This window comes from Martinezella hainanensis (assembly GCF_900094555.1).
Classification (GTDB): domain Bacteria; phylum Pseudomonadota; class Alphaproteobacteria; order Rhizobiales; family Rhizobiaceae; genus Rhizobium; species Rhizobium hainanense.
The window spans coordinates 524,541-541,028 of sequence record NZ_FMAC01000004.1 but is presented as its reverse complement, the minus strand read 5'-3'; the positions used below and the strand labels follow the sequence as shown (position 1 = coordinate 541,028).

The following is a 16,488-nucleotide window of genomic DNA, read 5'->3' as shown; positions in this document are numbered from 1 at the left end:
GCAGCATGGCGAGCGCAACATGCAAGGCCGCTTCAGGCCTCAGCGATCGCTCTGACAGAAGGCTTTCTGCAGCGAATCGACGACGGCGCAGATTTCCGACCGTGCGACGGCATAGTGGATGAGCCGCCCTTCGCGACGCGTATCGACCAGCTTGTCCAGGCGAAGCCGTGCCAAATGCTGCGAAACAACAGCCTGCGGCAGATCAAGAAGAGCCTCGAGCTCCATCACCGTTTTCTCGTGCTTGGCAAGCATGAAAAGAATTGCCAAACGGGTCTCATGCGATAGCGCTTTCAGCAGGGCGCTCGCCTTTCGCGCCCTATCAGTCATTTCCTCGACATCACGTTCCGCTTCACCGCTTTGCGGTAGAGACGACGACATAACACAGCCTCTAGTAAGAAATCCCCAGAGGTATGCTTATAATATTATCAAATCAGAAGCTTATTCAAAAACACATGGAAAACCAAAAAAGGTCCGTTTTATCAGCAGATAAGCTGACCACCATTGATCTCGACCACTTGTCCCGTGATGTAACCGGAAAGCAGGGGCGTCGCGAGGAAGAGATAAGCGGGGGCGCAATCTTCCGGCGTACCAAGGCGCTGAAGCGGGATCGATTTGCGCGTCTGCTCCAGCTTCTCCGTGGAGGAATAGCGCTCATGAAAATCGGTCGCTATCGTGCCGGGCGAGACGCAGTTCACCCGGATGCCATCTGGCGCCAGCTCTCGCGCCAATGCTTTCGAATAGGTCGCGACGAACGCTTTCGAGGCGGAGTAGATCGCAGATCCAGGACTGCCGCCAGTGAGCGCGGAAATCGAAACCGTATTGACGATCGCAGCCTGCCCGGCAGCCCGCAACAGCGGCAGCAGCCCTCTCGTCACTTCCATGACGGAAGTCTGATTGAGATGAACGATCTGCTGGTATTGGTCGTCCGTCAGCTCGCCGGCCGGAAATCGCCCAACCATGGTACCGGCATTGTTGACCAGCACGTCGACGCGGTCGAAACGCTCGCCCGCAGCGCTGACGAAATCGCGCGTGCCATTGCCGGCGGCGAAATCGCCGGCAATGAGAAAGGCGCGGCGCTCGGCCTCTGCCTCCATCAGAAAATCGGGCAATTGGCGCCCCGCGTCCCGGCCGACATGGACAAGCACATGGGCGCCGCAATCCAGAAACTGCCGCGCGACCTCCAGCCCGATGCCGCGGCCGGCGCCGGTGACCACGACGTTGCGATTTTCGAATAGCTTCGGATGAAACACGATAACCTCCCCAACCGCACTATTCGCGCGCCGGTAATTGCGGAATTTTCACTTTATCATATGATGACGAAAAAACGAAAGAAAGGGAGCGAAAACCATGTTCTTGTCCGGGCGTCAGACAGAGATCCTCGAAATCGCCAAGGCGGAAGGGCGAGTGCTGGTCGAGGAGCTGGCGATGCGCTTCTCGGTCACGCCGCAAACCATCCGCAAGGACCTCAACGATCTCTGCGACGGGCGCGTGCTGTCACGCGTGCATGGCGGCGCGATTTTCCCCGGCGGAACCGAGAACGTGAAATATGAGGCGAGACGATCCATCGCCGCACCCGAAAAGCACGCGATCGGCCGCGCCGCCGCCAGCCTGATCCCCAACAACAGCTCGCTTTTCATCAATATCGGCACGACGACGGAAGCCGTCGGCGAGGCACTGCTCGGCCATCACGAGCTAATGGTCATCACCAATAATATCAACGTTGCCAATAAGTTACGTATTTTCCCCTCCATCGAAGTCGTGATTTCCGGCGGCGTCGTGCGTGGCTCGGATGGCGGCATCGTCGGCGAGGCGGCCGTCGATTTCATCAAACAGTTCAAGGTCGATTATGCCGTTATCGGCGCCTCCGCGATCGATCCCGACGGCGCGCTTCTGGATTTCGACTTTCGCGAAGTGAAAGTCGCGCAGGCCATCATCGCCAATGCCCGGCATGTCATTCTCGTCGCCGACAGCACCAAGTTCGAACGAACCGCCCCGGTTCGCATCGGCCATCTCTCGCAGGTTCATACGTTCGTAACAGACGAATGTAGTATCGAATCCGTGCGCTCCATCGCTGCGGAACATGACGTGCATCTTGTTGAAACCTCTCGCAGATCGGGCTGACCGGCGCTTTTTCTGTCAGGAAACGTTCGTTTGACATTCGTATCTGTTTCGCTTTAGATGGATTAGTTTCGATTTTCCATCTTCTGGGATGGCTGACCTTTGCGGAGGGGCGGGTGAGCGAACAGGTCTACGACATTTTCGTTATCGGCGGCGGTATCAACGGTTGCGGCATCGCCCGTGATGCCACGGGACGCGGCTACAAGGTCGCGCTCGCCGAGATGAACGACTTCGCTTCCGGCACATCGTCCGGCGCCACCAAGCTCATCCACGGCGGACTGCGCTACCTCGAGCACTACGAATTCCGCCTCGTGCGCGAATCGCTGATGGAACGCGAAGTACTCTGGGCGATGGCGCCGCACATCATTTGGCCGATGCGCTTCGTGTTACCCTATCATAAGGGCGGCATCCGGCCGGCCTGGCTCATCCGCCTCGGCCTTTTCCTCTATGACCACCTCGGCGGACGAAAGCTGCTGCCACCAACGGCGACGCTGGATATGAAGAAGGATCCGGCGGGCAAGCCGCTGAAGGCCCTCTTCACCAAAGCCTTCGAATATTCCGACGGCTGGGTCGACGATGCCCGCATGGTGGTGCTGAACGCGCGCGACGCGGCAGACCGCGGCGCAACGATCATGCCACGGACGAAGGTGATCTCCGCCCGGCGCGAAGGCGCCGTCTGGGCCATCGAAACGGAAAACACGATCAATGGCGAGAAGCGGCAGTTCCGCTCGCGCATGCTGGTCAATGCCGCAGGCCCCTGGGTCGATCATGTCCTCTCCGATGCCTTCGGCAAGAACCAGGTGCACAATGTCCGGCTCGTCCAGGGCAGCCATATCATCGTGCGCAAGAAGTTCGACGGCCCGCGCGCCTATTTCTTCCAGAATCCGGACAACCGCATCATCTTCGCCATCCCCTATGAGCAGGATTTCACGCTGATCGGCACCACGGATCGTGACTACAAGGACGATCCGAAGGATGTGAAGATCACCGAGGGCGAAACCACCTATCTCTGCAATGCCGCCAGCGAATATTTCAAGGAGCCGGTACGGCCCGAAGACATCGTGTGGACCTATTCGGCCGTACGCCCGCTCTATGATGATGGCGCCTCCAAGGCACAGGAAGCAACGCGCGACTACGTTCTCAAGGTCGAGGGCGAAGAGGGTCAGGCACCGCTGCTCAATGTCTTCGGCGGCAAGCTCACCACCTATCGTCGCTTGGGCGAGCATGCTCTGGAAAAAATCGGCGAGGCGATCGGCCTCAAGGGTACGCCCTGGACCGCCGGGAGCTCGCTGCCGGGCGGCGACTTTCCCGTTCGCGGCTATGATGCCGAAGTCTCCAAGCTGAAATCACGCTATCCCTTCCTCGCCGATCCACATGCGCGGCGCCTCATTCGCCGCTATGGGACGCGCGCCGCCACGATCCTCGGCGACGCAAAGACGATCGCCGATCTCGGCCGTTGCTTCGGAAGCGATCTCTATGAGGCGGAAGTGCGTTACCTTGCGGAACAGGAATGGGCCTATAGCGCCGCCGACATTCTCTGGCGCCGCTCCAAGAAGGGCCTCTACCTTTCTAAGGAAGAAGCAGCCGCCCTCGAAAGCTACATGGCCGACAGCTACGTCCACGCCTAAGCGTTCAATTCACTCTGCGGGGTCGAGCAGCCGCGGCCCCGCCCCCTCTTCGGAAAGCGTATCCCACGGATTGCGCAACGGACAGCTATCGAGTGAAAGGCAGCCGCAGCCAATACAGCTGTCCAGCTGATCGCGAAGGCCCTGCAAGCGCCTGATGCGCGCGTCGAGATCATCCTTCCATAGCTCCGAAAGCGCCTTCCAGTCTGATGCCGTCGGCGTTCGCCCCTGTGGTAGCGATTGAAGAGCCGCCTGAATCTCGGCAAGCGGAATGCCGACCCTTTGCGCTACCTTGATGACAGCAACCCGCCGCAAGACTTCGCGAGGATAACGCCGCTGGTTGCCACGGCTGCGATGGCTCTCGATGAGCCCCTTCGCCTCGTAGAAATGCAGGGCGGATACGGCCACTCCGCTGCGCGCCGCCACCTCACCGACCGTCAGCAGCTTCGAAAATTGCGAGGGATCGATTTTTCCCATATTTGCTATTGACCTCAACTTTGCTTGAGGTTTTATAACGCTGGCTCCAAACCGCGTAAAGCAGGAGCATGACATGACAGAAAGAACCCGGCTGGCGATCATCTACGGCAGCACGCGCCCGGGGCGGCTGTGCGATCGGGTGGTCAACTGGGTCGCCCGCGAATTGGCACACTATCCGCTTGTAGATATCGACCTGATCGATCCTCTCGAATTCAACCTGCCTTTTGAGCACAATCGCGAGCATCCGGGCGTCACGGCACTTTCAGAGCGGCTTGCAGATGCTGACGCCTTCATTATCGTCACGCCGGAATACAATCACAGCTTCACCGCCTCGCTGAAATTCGTGCTCGATCTCGTCTACGAGCCCTGGCATGGCAAGCCTGTCGCCTTCGTTTCCTATGGCGGCATCTCCGGCGGCCTGCGCGCCGTGGAACAGTTGCGGCTCGTCTTTGCCGAACTTCATACGGTGACGGTGCGCGATACGGTAAGCTTTGCCAATCCGTGGGGCAGATTTGCCGAGGACGGCACGCTGGAAAACCCGCTCGATGCGCGAAAATCGCTTGTTCTCATGATCGCGCGGCTGAACTGGTGGAGCAACGCCCTAAAGCCGGCGCGCACCATGCGCCCCTATCGCTCAGCCGCCGCCTGATCCTTATTCGAGACATGTGAATCCGATCTCCCGCTTCTGGCAGGTGCGGGAGATTGGTTCGACGCCCGGATCCGGCACCACGGGTTCGGGCGTCCTGCCTTCAAGGATCACGCTTGCCGAAACCGCCGTGATGACCTAACGCAATAGAAGGAGATCTCGGGCGGATACGGGAATGGAGAACGCAAAGCGGCTGGGAGGAGCGGATTTCATGCGCGCCGTCGCATGTCTGATGGTGCTCGTTCACCATCTCGTGCTCCGGATGAATTTCTACAAGATCCCTCCGGATCTGGATACAACCTTCATAATCGCGCGCTTCGGCAATCACGGCGTCTCGGTCTTTTTCGTCCTCAGCGGCTTTCTGCTTGCACGCCCTTTCTGGCTGGGGCTGGATAGAGCCCAACCCTTGCCTTCGTTAAAGATCTACGCCATGCGCCGCGCAGCACGCATTCTGCCAGGTTTCTGGTTCGCCCTGACGGTCGGCTTTCTGATCAGCTTCACGATCTACGGCTTTCCGCTCGATACGGAGCTGGCCGGCCGCTACATCGCCGGCTTCTTCCTGATGAGCCAATGGCACTGGCGCACCTTTTTCCCGGTGCAGGGTGACGGACCATTGTGGTCGATCCCCTTCGAGACGACCTGCTATGTCCTCTTGCCGATCGGCTTCCTGCTGCTGTTTCATCCGAAATTGAGATCGCGCTCCGCTTTCGTCAGCCGCCTTCTCTGGATCGGCATCATCGCGATAGCACTTGTCGGCCACTGGCTTGTCGTCACCTATCTGCCGACGGACAATGTCGGGCGGGGCTGGCAATATGGCTTCCAGGGCGGCGCCAAGGAGTGGATGCCGCGCTATAATCCCATCGGCTTCTTCGCGATATTCGCGATCGGCGCGCTCGCCGCCGGCATCCAGACCATCCTCCCCGCCCGTCGCTCGGTAATCTATGACATCATCGGCGCGCTCGCGATTATTATGGGCGCATGGCAGCTGCCGCAGTCGATCGGCGGCGCGGCGGAAGGCTATGCCTGGCTCGGTATTCCCTATCAATTCCCGCTGCTTCCCATAGCGGTCGCGATCGCGCTCTGCACGCTTCCGCAATCGCTGCTGCTGGCAAGACTGCTCGACAATCCCGTGAGCCGTTATGTCGCTACCGTCTCCTTCGGCGTCTACATCTGGCAGGATATCGTGCTGACCTTGATGCCGCAGCTCTTCCCTTCGTCCTTCGGTGCAGGCTCGGACGACGTGCTGGGCGGCTGGATAATTTCAAGCCTCATCGCAACCACCATCATCTTCGCCATCGGCACGTTGAGCTATGTATTGCTCGAACGGCCCGTCATTCAGTGGGCGCGGACACGGGAAAGCAAGGTCATGCAACCCGCCACTGCGTGACGGGTCGGTACTATCCCACGGAAGATCGCGAAGGGTTCATTAGATGCGCGTCGCCTTCAGGCGCTCTTCGTCGAGAACGATGCCGAGGCCCGGAGCGGTGCCGAGATCGAGCCAGCCGGCATCGTGCTTGAGCGGCGAGGCCATCGGATAATCGCGGCGGGCTTCGCTCCACTCCGGATTGTCATAGGGGTATTCGAGCCAGGCTGCGTCGGCAACACCGGCCGTCAGATGCGCATTGGCCAGCACACCGATACCGTTTGTCCAGGAATGCGGCGTGAACTGCACGCCCGCCTCGCGCGCCTGATAGGCCAGCCGACGGCACCCGGTGATACCGCCAACGAGCGCGACATCGGGCTGGATGACATCGAAGGCACGCTCCTCGATGATATCGCGGAACTCGTAGAGCTCGCGCGTCATCTCGCCGCCGACGATGCGCACCGACGTTGCCTGCTTCAACTCCTTCATGCCCTTGCGGTCGGAGCGGTGAAGCGGCTCTTCCATCCAGTAGACGCCGAGCCGCTCCAGCTCCTTGGCAACGGTCAGGGCATCCTTGAAGGTCCATGGCAGGGTCGTATCCCAGGGCATGCGCCAACCCTGATTGCAGTCGACCATCAGCTCCAGCCGGTCGCCGACGCGGGCGCGGATCGCTTCCAGCGCCTTGACGTCCTCGCGCCAGCCACCGCGCCCGCCCGAAGACGAGGAAAAGCGTACCTTCATGGCCGGGAAGCCTTCGTCGATATAGCGCTCGGCCTGTTCGGCCATGGCCGCCGGCTCGCGCAGCACGCCGGAGGAAGCATAGAGTCGCACACGGCTAGCGCGGCCGCCAAGCATCCGCCAGACCGGCTCGCCGGTGATCTTGCCGGAAAGGTCCCACAGCGCCAAATCCATCGGCCAGCAGCGGCCGTAGTGGAAGTTGATGTGCGACAGGACTTCATAGTGACGCTCGAGGTGCCGCGGATCCTGCCCGATGAACAGATCCTCGTGCCCCTCGAACCCCTTCATCAGGTCGCCGGAGCCGATGCCTTCGCGACCCCCATCATCCCGGACCCGCACGATGGTCGCATCGAAATGCCGACGCGGGCGCCCATCCCAACTCGCCTTGAACGCCGGATCGAGCGGCAGGCGATGATGGGTGATTTCGATGGAAACGATCTTGCTCATTGTGGCTCCCCTTAATCCTCCGGGCATGATCCTTCGAAAAGGATCATGCCGATATCGATCTCTCAGCCGAACTGCTGCCAGATCGTCTTGTAATCGCAGTATTTGTCGATCGCATGCACCGAACGGTCGCGGCCGAAACCGGACTGCTTGAAGCCGCCGAACGGAGTCGCGAAGTTGGACATGTCATAGGTGTTGATCCACACCGTACCCGCATGGATCTCTTCGGAAAAGCGGTGAGCCCGGTTCATGTCCTTGGTAAAGACGGCGCCGGCCAACCCGTAGATCGTGTCGTTGGCAATCTCTAGCGCTTCCTCTTCAGTGTCGAAGGGTATGGCTGCCAGCACCGGACCGAAGATTTCCTGCCGCGCCAGGCTCATATCATTGGTCATGTCGACGAAGACGCCCGGCGACACATAATAGCCGCCGGTTTCGCTCAGGACGCGCTCGGCGCCGAAGGCACGGCGCGCGCCTTCCTTCTCGCCAGCCGCGATCATCGCCAGCACCTTGTTCATGTGCTCTTCCTCGATCAGCGCGCCGATCTGCGCCGAAGGATCGAGCGGATGCTTGAGCGCGATATCGGAGCGGGTCACGGCCTCGATCTTCTCGATCAGCCTGTCCTGCACAGAGCGCTGCACGATCAGGCGTGTCGAGGCATGGCAGGTCTCGCCGGAATTGTAGAAGCAGCCCCAGGCGGCCGCGACGGCCGCGGCATCGAGGTCGGCATCTTCGAAGACGACCAGCGGCGACTTGCCGCCAAGTTCCAGTGCCACGCGCTTGACGTTCGATTGCGCCGCATAGCTCATGATCAGCTTGCCGACTTCGGTGGAGCCGGTAAACGCGATCATGTCCACATCCATGTGCAGCGCCAGCGGCTTGCCGGTCTCTTCACCGTAGCCCGTCACCACATTGAAGACACCCGCCGGCAGGCCTGCTTCGATCGCCAGCTCGGCAAGACGGATCGCCGAAAGCGAGGACTGCTCGGCCGGCTTCAGCACGACGGAGTTGCCAGCCGCGATCGCCGGCCCGAGCTTCCAGGCATCGATGATCATCGGATAATTCCAGGGCGTGATCGCCCCGATGACGCCGAGCGGCACTTTACGGACCAATGCGCGGGCATTCGGGCCGGTCGGCGCGATCTCGTCATACATCTTGTCGATCACTTCGCCGTAGAACTGGATACCGTCGGCGCAGAGACGCACGTCGACACCAAGCGACGCCATGACCGGCTTGCCAACATCGATCGTCTCGAGCATGGCCAGTTCATCACCATGGGCACGAATGAGATCGGCCCATTTCAGCATGATCTTCTTCTTTTCCAGCGGCTCCTTCTTGCGCCAGACACCGCTTTCGAAGGCAGCGCGGGCAGAGGCGACCGCAGCATCGACATCGGCGGCATTGCCGCGCGCAAGATCAGCGCCGGGCTTGCCGTCCATCGGCCGGATACGGGTGAAAGTCTCGCCAGATGCGGCCGCGCGATGGGCGCCATCGATGAAATGACGTCCTTCGGGCTTGAGGCCCGAAAGAACGCTTTCCCAATAGTCGCGCGTGTAATTCTTGGTCATCTCAGATTCCTTTCGGCAGCACCATGACGGCAGCGGCAAAGCGGTCGATATCGGCATCCGTCACGTCGCGGATCGTCGAGCGCCGCATGGGCTGGTTTTCCGGCGCCCGCATTTCACGGGCGAGATCGGCTTCATCGAATGGCTTGAAGGCCGCGGGCAGAGCGCGGACGATGCCGCAACGGTCCATCCAGTCGGAGATGAAAGCGGGAAGCTCAGCCGCACTATCGACACCGCAAGCCTTGGCTGCGGCATTGAGGTCTGACGTATTTGCCTCAACGAGCCACGGAAGCGTCAGCTCGAAGCCGAGCGCAGTGGCAAGACCATGATGAACGGGTGCAAGGCCCGCCAGCGCATGGCTGACATTGTGGGCGATCGCCGTACCGCAATTGTCGATGGCAATGCCGCCGAAACAGGAGCCGAGCAGCACATCGCCGCGGGCGGCCATATCATCGGGCTGCTTCACCGTCGTTTCCAGCGCACCGGTCAGCAGCCGAAGGGCCTGATGCGCATAGAACTGCGCACCGCGATGCGTGTTGCGGTTGGTTGCCGCTTCGAAGGCATGGATGAAGGCATCGAGGCCGCACCATGCCGTGAGATTTGCGGGCAAGGTCTTCGTCAGCGCCGGATCGAGGATGACGAGATCGGCCTTCGTCTCCGGTCCCCAGATCCAGAGCTTCTTGCCCTCGGGGCCGGCGAAAATATTCGTCGCCGATGTCTCCGAACCCGTGCCGGCCGTGGTCGGGATCATGATCTTCTTCAGCGGATTCTTCGGCAGCGGGTTGGCGGCCAGCGCATAATGCATCGGGTCCTCACCAGAGGCGATGCAGCAGGCGACGATCTTGCCGATATCGAGGGCAGAACCGCCGCCGACGCCGATCACCATGTCGGCACCCTTTCCCGCCGCGATTGCCGCATGCAGATGCGCGAGCTTCGGCTCGCCGGCAAAATCGGAAAAGACCTGCGTCTTCACGCCCGCTTCGCCAAGATCGGCGCTGATCTTGGCGGCAAGACCGGACTGCGCCAGGAAGGCATCGATGACAAGCAAAACCGTGCCAACGCCATCGAAGGATTTGACCGCCGCGGGAAGGCCGGAGAGAGCTCCGTCGCCGAAATGAATGTCAGGAATGGCGGAAATGGAAAAGGACACGCGAGATCACCTTGGAAAAGCGGCTGATTTGATGCCCGCGATCCTGCATCACAATTTCAGATCTTCAAATCCGGGCAATTATCGGGAATATTGATGATCTGAAGTTATGGAGAGCCAATGCTGGAGAAAATACCGCTGGAAGCCTTCCGCGTGTTCGACGCGGCCGCGCGCGCCATGAATTTTTCCCGAGCCGGCCGCGAGCTGAATATCACCCAGGCCGCCGTCAGCCGCCGCATCAAGGGGCTGGAAGATCACCTCGGCGCAACCCTCTTTACCCGACGCGGCCGGAACCTGGCGCTGACGCCGGATGGCGAGCGGCTGTTCCAGCGCGTGCGCGCCACGCTGGAATATCTGGAAGAGAGCCTGGAACCCTTTCGCACCGGCACAGGCGAGATCATCTCGATTGCCGCAAGCGGCTCGATCTCCCATCTCTGGCTCGGGCAGCGGCTCAGGGATTTCGGCAAGGAGAGCCCCGGCATCTCCGTGCGCCTGCTGACGACGGACGTCCATTCCGAACTCGCCTCGGAAAACAACGATCTCATCATCATCTATTCCACCGGCGAACATCCGCGCTGGAGCCTGACGCCGCTTTTGAAGGAAGTGCTGGTGCCGATCGCCTCGCCGGACTACCTGTCAGTTCGTGGCCTTGACCCGCAGGCGCTGACGGCAGTCGATATCGCCGGGCTCGATCTCATCGACTACGAGCGCGCCAACGCTCACTGGATCAGCTTCCGCCAATGGTTCGGCCGCATCGGGGACCCCTTGAAGGGCAAGCTGCCGAGACCGCGCCTGTCTTTCTCCACCTATATCATGGCAGTGGAAGCAGCCCTCAGGGGCGAAGGCATAGCGCTCGGCAGTCTCGGGCTTATCGAGGAGTACCTGCAGTCCGGCGCGCTCGTCACCGTCGGCAACGATCGCGTGGAAAGCGGCTTCGGATACTATCTCGGCGCCCCGCGCTTCCGCGCACTTTCCCCAGAGGCGGCGCAACTGCACCGGTTTCTGCTGGATGGGCAACAGGTCTGATACGATTTCGCGGGGAGGAATCGTCTCGCTATAGCGGCCGTGGGACGTTGGAGATTTGAAGGGATTGCCGTCACCCGCCATCCGCCCTCGTGGTTCGAGGACGCTTACGCGCCACCTCACCATGAGGGCTGATCTTCTCGTGCCGCCGCTAAGACGGGGGTAAACCGTATCGAGAACCGGATCAACTCCACCCTCACCCTGAGGCGCGAAGCCTCAAAGGGCGAGGATGGCCCCTGGCCTTCCAACGAAAAAGCGGCCCAAAGGACCGCTTTAATCTCAGTCATCAATGTTTGGATCGCATCAATCCTGCGGGATAGAGCCGCGCAGGTGCGAGAGTTCCATGATGAAGTGCTCCAGGCGCGACTTGTGTTCGTGATGCTCGGCATCTTCAAGCTCCGCCTTGGCGGCATTGATGCGGCGGTCCAGCTCGTCGCGGCTCATGTCCTCGACCGGAACGGCGGATTCGGCGAGCAGCGTGCAGCCGGTCGGCAGGATGTCGGCGAAGCCGCCGAATACGACGTAATCCTGCTTCTTGCCGGAAGCCGAGTGCACCTTGACGACGCCCGGCTTGATGGTGGTCATGGTCGGCGCGTGATGAGCCATGACGGTCATCTCGCCTTCGCTCGCGGGAATGACGACATCGATGACCTGCTCCGACAGGAGCAGACGCTCCGGAGACACCAGTTCGAAATTGAAATTGTCAGCCATGGCCCGTCACTTCTCGATTGTCTTATTCGCAAGGCAAGGGCGCGCGGGCAATGCCGCGCGCCGATGGATTGGCCTGATTAGGCAGCCAGCTTCTTGGCCTTTTCGATCGCTTCTTCGATCGAGCCGACCATGTAGAAGGCAGCTTCCGGCAGGTGGTCATATTCGCCGTTGACGAGGCCCTTGAAGCCCTTGATCGTGTCTTCGAGAGCGACGAGCTTGCCCGGCGAACCGGTGAAAACTTCGGCGACGAAGAACGGCTGCGACAGGAAGCGCTCGATCTTGCGGGCGCGGGCAACAGCCAGCTTGTCGTCTTCGGAAAGTTCGTCCATGCCCAGGATGGCGATGATGTCCTGCAGGGCCTTGTAGCGCTGCAGCGTCGACTGAACCTTACGAGCAATTTCGTAGTGCTCTTCGCCGACGACCATCGGGTCGAGCATGCGCGACGTGGAGTCGAGCGGGTCGACAGCCGGGTAAATACCCTTTTCAGCGATCGAGCGCGACAGAACCGTCGTTGCGTCCAGGTGGGCGAACGAGGTTGCCGGTGCCGGGTCGGTCAAGTCGTCGGCCGGAACGTAAATGGCCTGAACCGAGGTGATCGAGCCCGTCGTCGTCGTGGTGATGCGTTCCTGCATCTGACCCATATCGGTTGCGAGCGTCGGCTGATAGCCCACGGCCGAAGGGATACGGCCGAGCAGAGCCGACACTTCCGAACCAGCCTGCGTGAAGCGGAAGATGTTGTCGACGAAGAACAGAACGTCCTGGCCTTCATCGCGGAAGTTTTCAGCAACGGTCAGACCGGTCAGAGCGACGCGAGCGCGGGCGCCCGGCGGTTCGTTCATCTGGCCGTAAACGAGTGCTGCCTTGGAGCCTTCGCCGCCGCCATGCTTGTTGACGCCCGATTCGATCATTTCGTGGTAGAGGTCGTTGCCTTCGCGGGTACGTTCACCCACGCCAGCGAACACCGAGTAACCACCGTGCGCCTTGGCGACGTTGTTGATCAGTTCCATGATGAGAACGGTCTTGCCGACGCCGGCGCCGCCGAACAGGCCGATCTTGCCGCCCTTTGCGTAAGGAGCAAGGAGGTCGACGACCTTGATGCCGGTGACGAGGATCTGCGCTTCCGTGGACTGCTCGACGTAGGACGGAGCGTCCTGGTGGATGGCGCGCTTCTTGGCGGTGTTCAGCGGACCTGCTTCGTCGACCGGCTCGCCGATGACGTTCATGATACGGCCGAGCGTCTCATGTCCGACCGGAACCGAGATCGGCGCGCCCGTGTCCTTGACCGGCTGGCCGCGAACGAGACCTTCGGTCGAGTCCATGGCGATCGTGCGAACGGAGTTTTCGCCGAGGTGCTGTGCGACTTCGAGAACCAGACGATTGCCGTTGTTGTCGGTTTCAAGCGCGTTCAGGATCGCCGGGAGTTCGCCGTCGAAAGCAACGTCCACAACGGCGCCGATAACCTGCGTAACCTTACCGACAGAACCTGCGGGGGTAGCTGCGTCAGCCATATTCTTACCCTCTTTTCCCTAACCTCAGAGCGCTTCCGCGCCCGAAATGATTTCAATCAATTCCTTGGTGATCTGTGCCTGGCGCTGACGGTTGTAGTTCAGCGTCAGCTTGTTGATCATCTCACCAGCGTTGCGCGTCGCATTGTCCATCGCGCTCATCTTGGCGCCCATCTCGCCGGCAACGTTTTCGAGCAACGCGCGGAAGATCTGGACGGAGATGTTGCGCGGGATCAGGTCCGCGAGGATCGAAGCCGCATCCGGCTCGTATTCATAAACGGCGCCCTTATGGGCTGCATCTTCTTCGACGACGGCAGGAGCCGAAGCCGGAATGAGCTGCTGTGCCGTCGGCACCTGGCTGATCACCGACTTGAATTCGGAGTAGAACAGGGTGCAAACGTCGAATTCGCCAGCTTCGAACATTTCGATAACGCGCTTGCCGATGGCGTCGGCATTGTCGAAACCGATACGCTTTACGTCGCGCAGTTCCTTGCGCTCGACGATCAGCGATGCGTATTCGCGGCGAAGTACGTCATAGCCCTTCTTGCCGACGGTGAAGATCTTCACCGTCTTGCCTTCGGCCAGAAGCTTGCGGGCATGGTCGCGGGCGAAGCGCGAGATCTGCGAGTTGAAGCCGCCGCAAAGGCCGCGTTCGGCCGTGCAGACGACGAGCAGATGCACATCGCTCTTGCCGGTTCCGGTCATCAGCAGCGGCGCACCGTCAGCATCGCTGACGGCAGCCGAGATGTTGGCCAGAACAGCGGCCATGCGCTGCGAGTAAGGCCGGGCGGCCTCGGCCGCCTCCTGCGCACGCCGAAGCTTCGCCGCGGCGACCATTTTCATCGCCTTGGTGATCTTCTGCGTCGCCTTGACGGAGGCGATCCGGTTTTTCAGATCCTTGAGTGAAGGCATCCTTGGTCCGTCCTAGAGCTTGGGCCCGATTACGCGAAAGACTTGGCGAAGCTGTCGAGAGCAGCGGTGAGCTTGCCCTTCGTCGCGTCGCTGATGGCCTTTTCGGTGCGGATGGTGTCGAGGATGTCCTTGCCTTCCGAGCGGAGGTACGACAGGAAGCCGTGCTCGAACTTGCCGACCTGAGCAACAGGCAGCTTGTCGAGGTAGCCGTTGACGCCGGCAAAGATCACAGCAACCTGTTCTTCCGTCTTCAGCGGCGAGAACTGCGGCTGCTTCAGGAGTTCGGTCAGGCGAGCACCGCGGTTGAGCAGGCGCTGCGTTGCGGCATCGAGATCGGAACCGAACTGGGCGAAGGCGGCCATTTCGCGATACTGGGCGAGTTCGCCCTTGATCGAGCCTGCAACCTGCTTCATCGCCTTGATCTGAGCCGACGAGCCGACGCGCGAAACCGAGAGACCGACGTTAACGGCCGGGCGGATACCCTGGTAGAACAGGTCGGTTTCGAGGAAGATCTGGCCGTCGGTGATCGAGATCACGTTGGTCGGAATGAAGGCCGAAACGTCGTTACCCTGCGTTTCGATGACCGGCAGAGCGGTGAGCGAACCAGCACCCTTCTCGTCGTTCATCTTTGCGGCGCGCTCGAGGAGACGCGAGTGCAGGTAGAAAACGTCGCCCGGGTAAGCTTCGCGGCCCGGCGGGCGGCGCAGCAGCAGCGACATCTGGCGGTAGGCAACGGCCTGCTTGGACAGGTCGTCGTAGCCGATCAGCGCGTGCTGGGCGTTGTCACGGAAATATTCGCCCATGGCGCAGCCGGCGAACGGAGCCAGGAACTGCATCGGAGCCGGATCGGAAGCGGTAGCCGCGACGATGATCGAGTACTTCAGGGCGCCGCGCTCTTCGAGCACCTTGACGAACTGGGCGACGGTCGAGCGCTTCTGGCCGACGGCGACGTAGACGCAAAAGAGCTTTTCGCTGTCCGGACCATTATCCTGAATGGACTTCTGGTTCAGGATCGTGTCGAGGATGATGGCGGTCTTGCCGGTCTGGCGGTCGCCGATGACCAGCTCGCGCTGGCCGCGGCCAACCGGGATCAGAGCGTCGATGGCCTTGAGGCCGGTCGACATCGGCTCATGAACCGACTTGCGCGGAATGATGCCCGGAGCCTTGACGTCGACGCGCGAACGGCGGGTCGCGTTGATCGGGCCCTTGCCGTCGATCGGATTGCCGAGCGCGTCAACAACGCGGCCGAGCAGTTCCGGACCAACCGGAACGTCAACGATCGCGCCGGTGCGCTTGACGGTGTCGCCTTCCTTGATGTCGCGGTCGGAACCGAAGATAACGACACCGACGTTGTCGGCTTCAAGGTTCAGCGCCATGCCGCGGATGCCGCCGGGGAACTCGACCATTTCGCCGGCCTGAACATTGTCCAGACCGTAGACGCGGGCAATACCGTCACCGACGGAGAGAACCTGGCCGACTTCGGAGACTTCAGCTTCCTTGCCGAAGTTTTTGATCTGATCTTTCAGAATTGCGGAAATTTCCGCGGCGCGGATATCCATCAGCCGACCTCTTTCAATGCAAGCTTAAGGGTGGAGAGTTTAGTGCGAAGGGACGTATCGATCTGACGCGAACCGACCTTGACGATCAGGCCGCCAAGGATCGACGGATCGACGGTGACGGCAATCGCCACGTCCTTGCCGGTGACGCCCTTCAGCGCCGCCTTCAATTCATCTTCCTGCGCCGGGGTCAGCGCATGGGCCGAGGTAACCTCGGCGGAAATCTCGCCGCGATGCTGGGCGGCGATGATGCGGAAAGCCTTGATCATGCCCGGCAGCGCAAAAAGGCGCCGGTTGCTGGCCACAAGCTTCAGAAAATTGGTAACGTAGGCGCCGAAGCCGGCCTTCTTTGCCAGCGCTTCAATCGCACCGACCTGCTCTTCAGCCGAAAAGACCGGGCTGAGGACGAAGCGCTTCAGATCTTCGCTTTCGTCGAGCATGGCTTGGAACCGATCGAGATCGGCGGTCACTGCCGGTACGGCACCCTCTTCGAGGGCCAATTCGAACAGCGACGAGGCATATCGTTCTGCGACACCAGAAACATGCTGGGATGTGTCTGCCACGGGCACAAAATTCCCTGATTTCAACCCAAGAACCAAACTTCCGGGTGACGGAAGCGATATGTCCTTGAATTCGTTTTGATTTCCCCCAGAAATCAGCA

At 60.8% G+C, this 16,488-nt stretch carries 16 protein-coding genes; 5 read left to right on the top strand and 11 right to left on the bottom strand.

Annotated features, from left to right (window positions below):
- Window positions 1–39: 39 nt before the first annotated feature.
- Together GA0061100_RS16220 and GA0061100_RS16215 are read right to left on the bottom strand one after the other, a co-directional pair.
- A complete protein-coding gene (locus GA0061100_RS16220; RefSeq protein ID WP_075853710.1) occupies window positions 40–378 on the bottom strand; it encodes an ArsR/SmtB family transcription factor in 339 nt (112 codons plus the stop codon).
- A 101-nt stretch (window positions 379–479) separates the two neighbouring features.
- The gene (locus GA0061100_RS16215) at window positions 480–1,250 is read right to left on the bottom strand and encodes an SDR family NAD(P)-dependent oxidoreductase (RefSeq protein ID WP_075853709.1); all 771 of its coding nucleotides are present in this window, start codon (window positions 1,248–1,250) and stop codon (window positions 480–482) included.
- A gap of 97 nt (window positions 1,251–1,347) precedes the next feature.
- On the opposite strand from GA0061100_RS16215, the gene GA0061100_RS16210 reads away from it, so the two are divergent.
- Complete coding sequence (locus GA0061100_RS16210) at window positions 1,348–2,121, top strand: DeoR/GlpR family DNA-binding transcription regulator (protein WP_075853708.1); 774 nt, start codon at window positions 1,348–1,350, stop codon at window positions 2,119–2,121.
- Between the two features lie 113 nt (window positions 2,122–2,234).
- Window positions 2,235–3,746: a glycerol-3-phosphate dehydrogenase gene (gene glpD, locus GA0061100_RS16205; RefSeq protein ID WP_075853707.1), complete on the top strand. Its 1,512-nt coding sequence runs from the start codon at window positions 2,235–2,237 to the stop codon at window positions 3,744–3,746.
- Window positions 3,747–3,755: 9 nt separating this feature from the next.
- On the opposite strand, the gene soxR is transcribed toward glpD, so the two are convergent.
- Window positions 3,756–4,220: a redox-sensitive transcriptional activator SoxR gene (gene soxR / locus GA0061100_RS16200; protein WP_075853706.1), complete on the bottom strand. Its 465-nt coding sequence runs from the start codon at window positions 4,218–4,220 to the stop codon at window positions 3,756–3,758.
- 73 nt (window positions 4,221–4,293) lie between these two features.
- Between soxR and GA0061100_RS16195 the strand changes: the two genes are divergently transcribed.
- Both GA0061100_RS16195 and GA0061100_RS16190 read left to right on the top strand, forming a co-directional pair.
- Window positions 4,294–4,869 (top strand): NADPH-dependent FMN reductase, encoded by a 576-nt coding sequence (locus GA0061100_RS16195; protein ID WP_075853705.1) that lies wholly within the window; start codon window positions 4,294–4,296, stop codon window positions 4,867–4,869.
- Between the two features lie 172 nt (window positions 4,870–5,041).
- Window positions 5,042–6,253 carry an acyltransferase family protein gene (locus GA0061100_RS16190; RefSeq protein ID WP_075853704.1) on the top strand — a complete coding sequence of 404 codons (1,212 nt, stop codon included), beginning with the start codon at window positions 5,042–5,044 and terminating at the stop codon, window positions 6,251–6,253.
- A 39-nt stretch (window positions 6,254–6,292) separates the two neighbouring features.
- On the opposite strand, the gene GA0061100_RS16185 is transcribed toward GA0061100_RS16190, so the two are convergent.
- The 3 genes from GA0061100_RS16185 to GA0061100_RS16175 all read right to left on the bottom strand — a co-directional run bounded on the left by GA0061100_RS16185 (window position 6,293) and on the right by GA0061100_RS16175 (window position 10,123).
- A complete protein-coding gene (locus GA0061100_RS16185) occupies window positions 6,293–7,414 on the bottom strand; it encodes a mandelate racemase/muconate lactonizing enzyme family protein (protein WP_075853703.1) in 1,122 nt (373 codons plus the stop codon).
- A 62-nt stretch (window positions 7,415–7,476) separates the two neighbouring features.
- Complete coding sequence (locus tag GA0061100_RS16180; RefSeq protein ID WP_075853702.1) at window positions 7,477–8,976, bottom strand: aldehyde dehydrogenase; 1,500 nt, start codon at window positions 8,974–8,976, stop codon at window positions 7,477–7,479.
- A gap of 1 nt (window position 8,977) precedes the next feature.
- Window positions 8,978–10,123, bottom strand: a complete 1,146-nt coding sequence (locus GA0061100_RS16175) for an iron-containing alcohol dehydrogenase (protein ID WP_075853701.1) — start codon at window positions 10,121–10,123, stop codon at window positions 8,978–8,980.
- A gap of 117 nt (window positions 10,124–10,240) precedes the next feature.
- Between GA0061100_RS16175 and GA0061100_RS16170 the strand changes: the two genes are divergently transcribed.
- Window positions 10,241–11,146 (top strand): LysR substrate-binding domain-containing protein, encoded by a 906-nt coding sequence (locus tag GA0061100_RS16170; protein WP_075853700.1) that lies wholly within the window; start codon window positions 10,241–10,243, stop codon window positions 11,144–11,146.
- A 300-nt stretch (window positions 11,147–11,446) separates the two neighbouring features.
- On the opposite strand, the gene GA0061100_RS16165 is transcribed toward GA0061100_RS16170, so the two are convergent.
- From GA0061100_RS16165 to GA0061100_RS16145, 5 genes are all read right to left on the bottom strand, one after another.
- Window positions 11,447–11,854, bottom strand: coding sequence for a F0F1 ATP synthase subunit epsilon (locus GA0061100_RS16165; protein WP_075853699.1), 408 nt, complete (start codon window positions 11,852–11,854; stop codon window positions 11,447–11,449).
- A gap of 77 nt (window positions 11,855–11,931) precedes the next feature.
- Window positions 11,932–13,362: a F0F1 ATP synthase subunit beta gene (gene atpD / locus GA0061100_RS16160; RefSeq protein ID WP_075853698.1), complete on the bottom strand. Its 1,431-nt coding sequence runs from the start codon at window positions 13,360–13,362 to the stop codon at window positions 11,932–11,934.
- A 24-nt stretch (window positions 13,363–13,386) separates the two neighbouring features.
- Window positions 13,387–14,271 (bottom strand): F0F1 ATP synthase subunit gamma, encoded by an 885-nt coding sequence (locus tag GA0061100_RS16155; RefSeq protein ID WP_075853697.1) that lies wholly within the window; start codon window positions 14,269–14,271, stop codon window positions 13,387–13,389.
- A gap of 29 nt (window positions 14,272–14,300) precedes the next feature.
- The gene (atpA, locus tag GA0061100_RS16150; RefSeq protein WP_075853696.1) at window positions 14,301–15,830 is read right to left on the bottom strand and encodes a F0F1 ATP synthase subunit alpha; all 1,530 of its coding nucleotides are present in this window, start codon (window positions 15,828–15,830) and stop codon (window positions 14,301–14,303) included.
- Window positions 15,830–16,396 (bottom strand): F0F1 ATP synthase subunit delta, encoded by a 567-nt coding sequence (locus tag GA0061100_RS16145; RefSeq protein ID WP_075853695.1) that lies wholly within the window; start codon window positions 16,394–16,396, stop codon window positions 15,830–15,832. The genes atpA and GA0061100_RS16145 overlap by 1 nt, the downstream gene beginning before the upstream one ends.
- Window positions 16,397–16,488 lie beyond the last annotated feature (92 nt).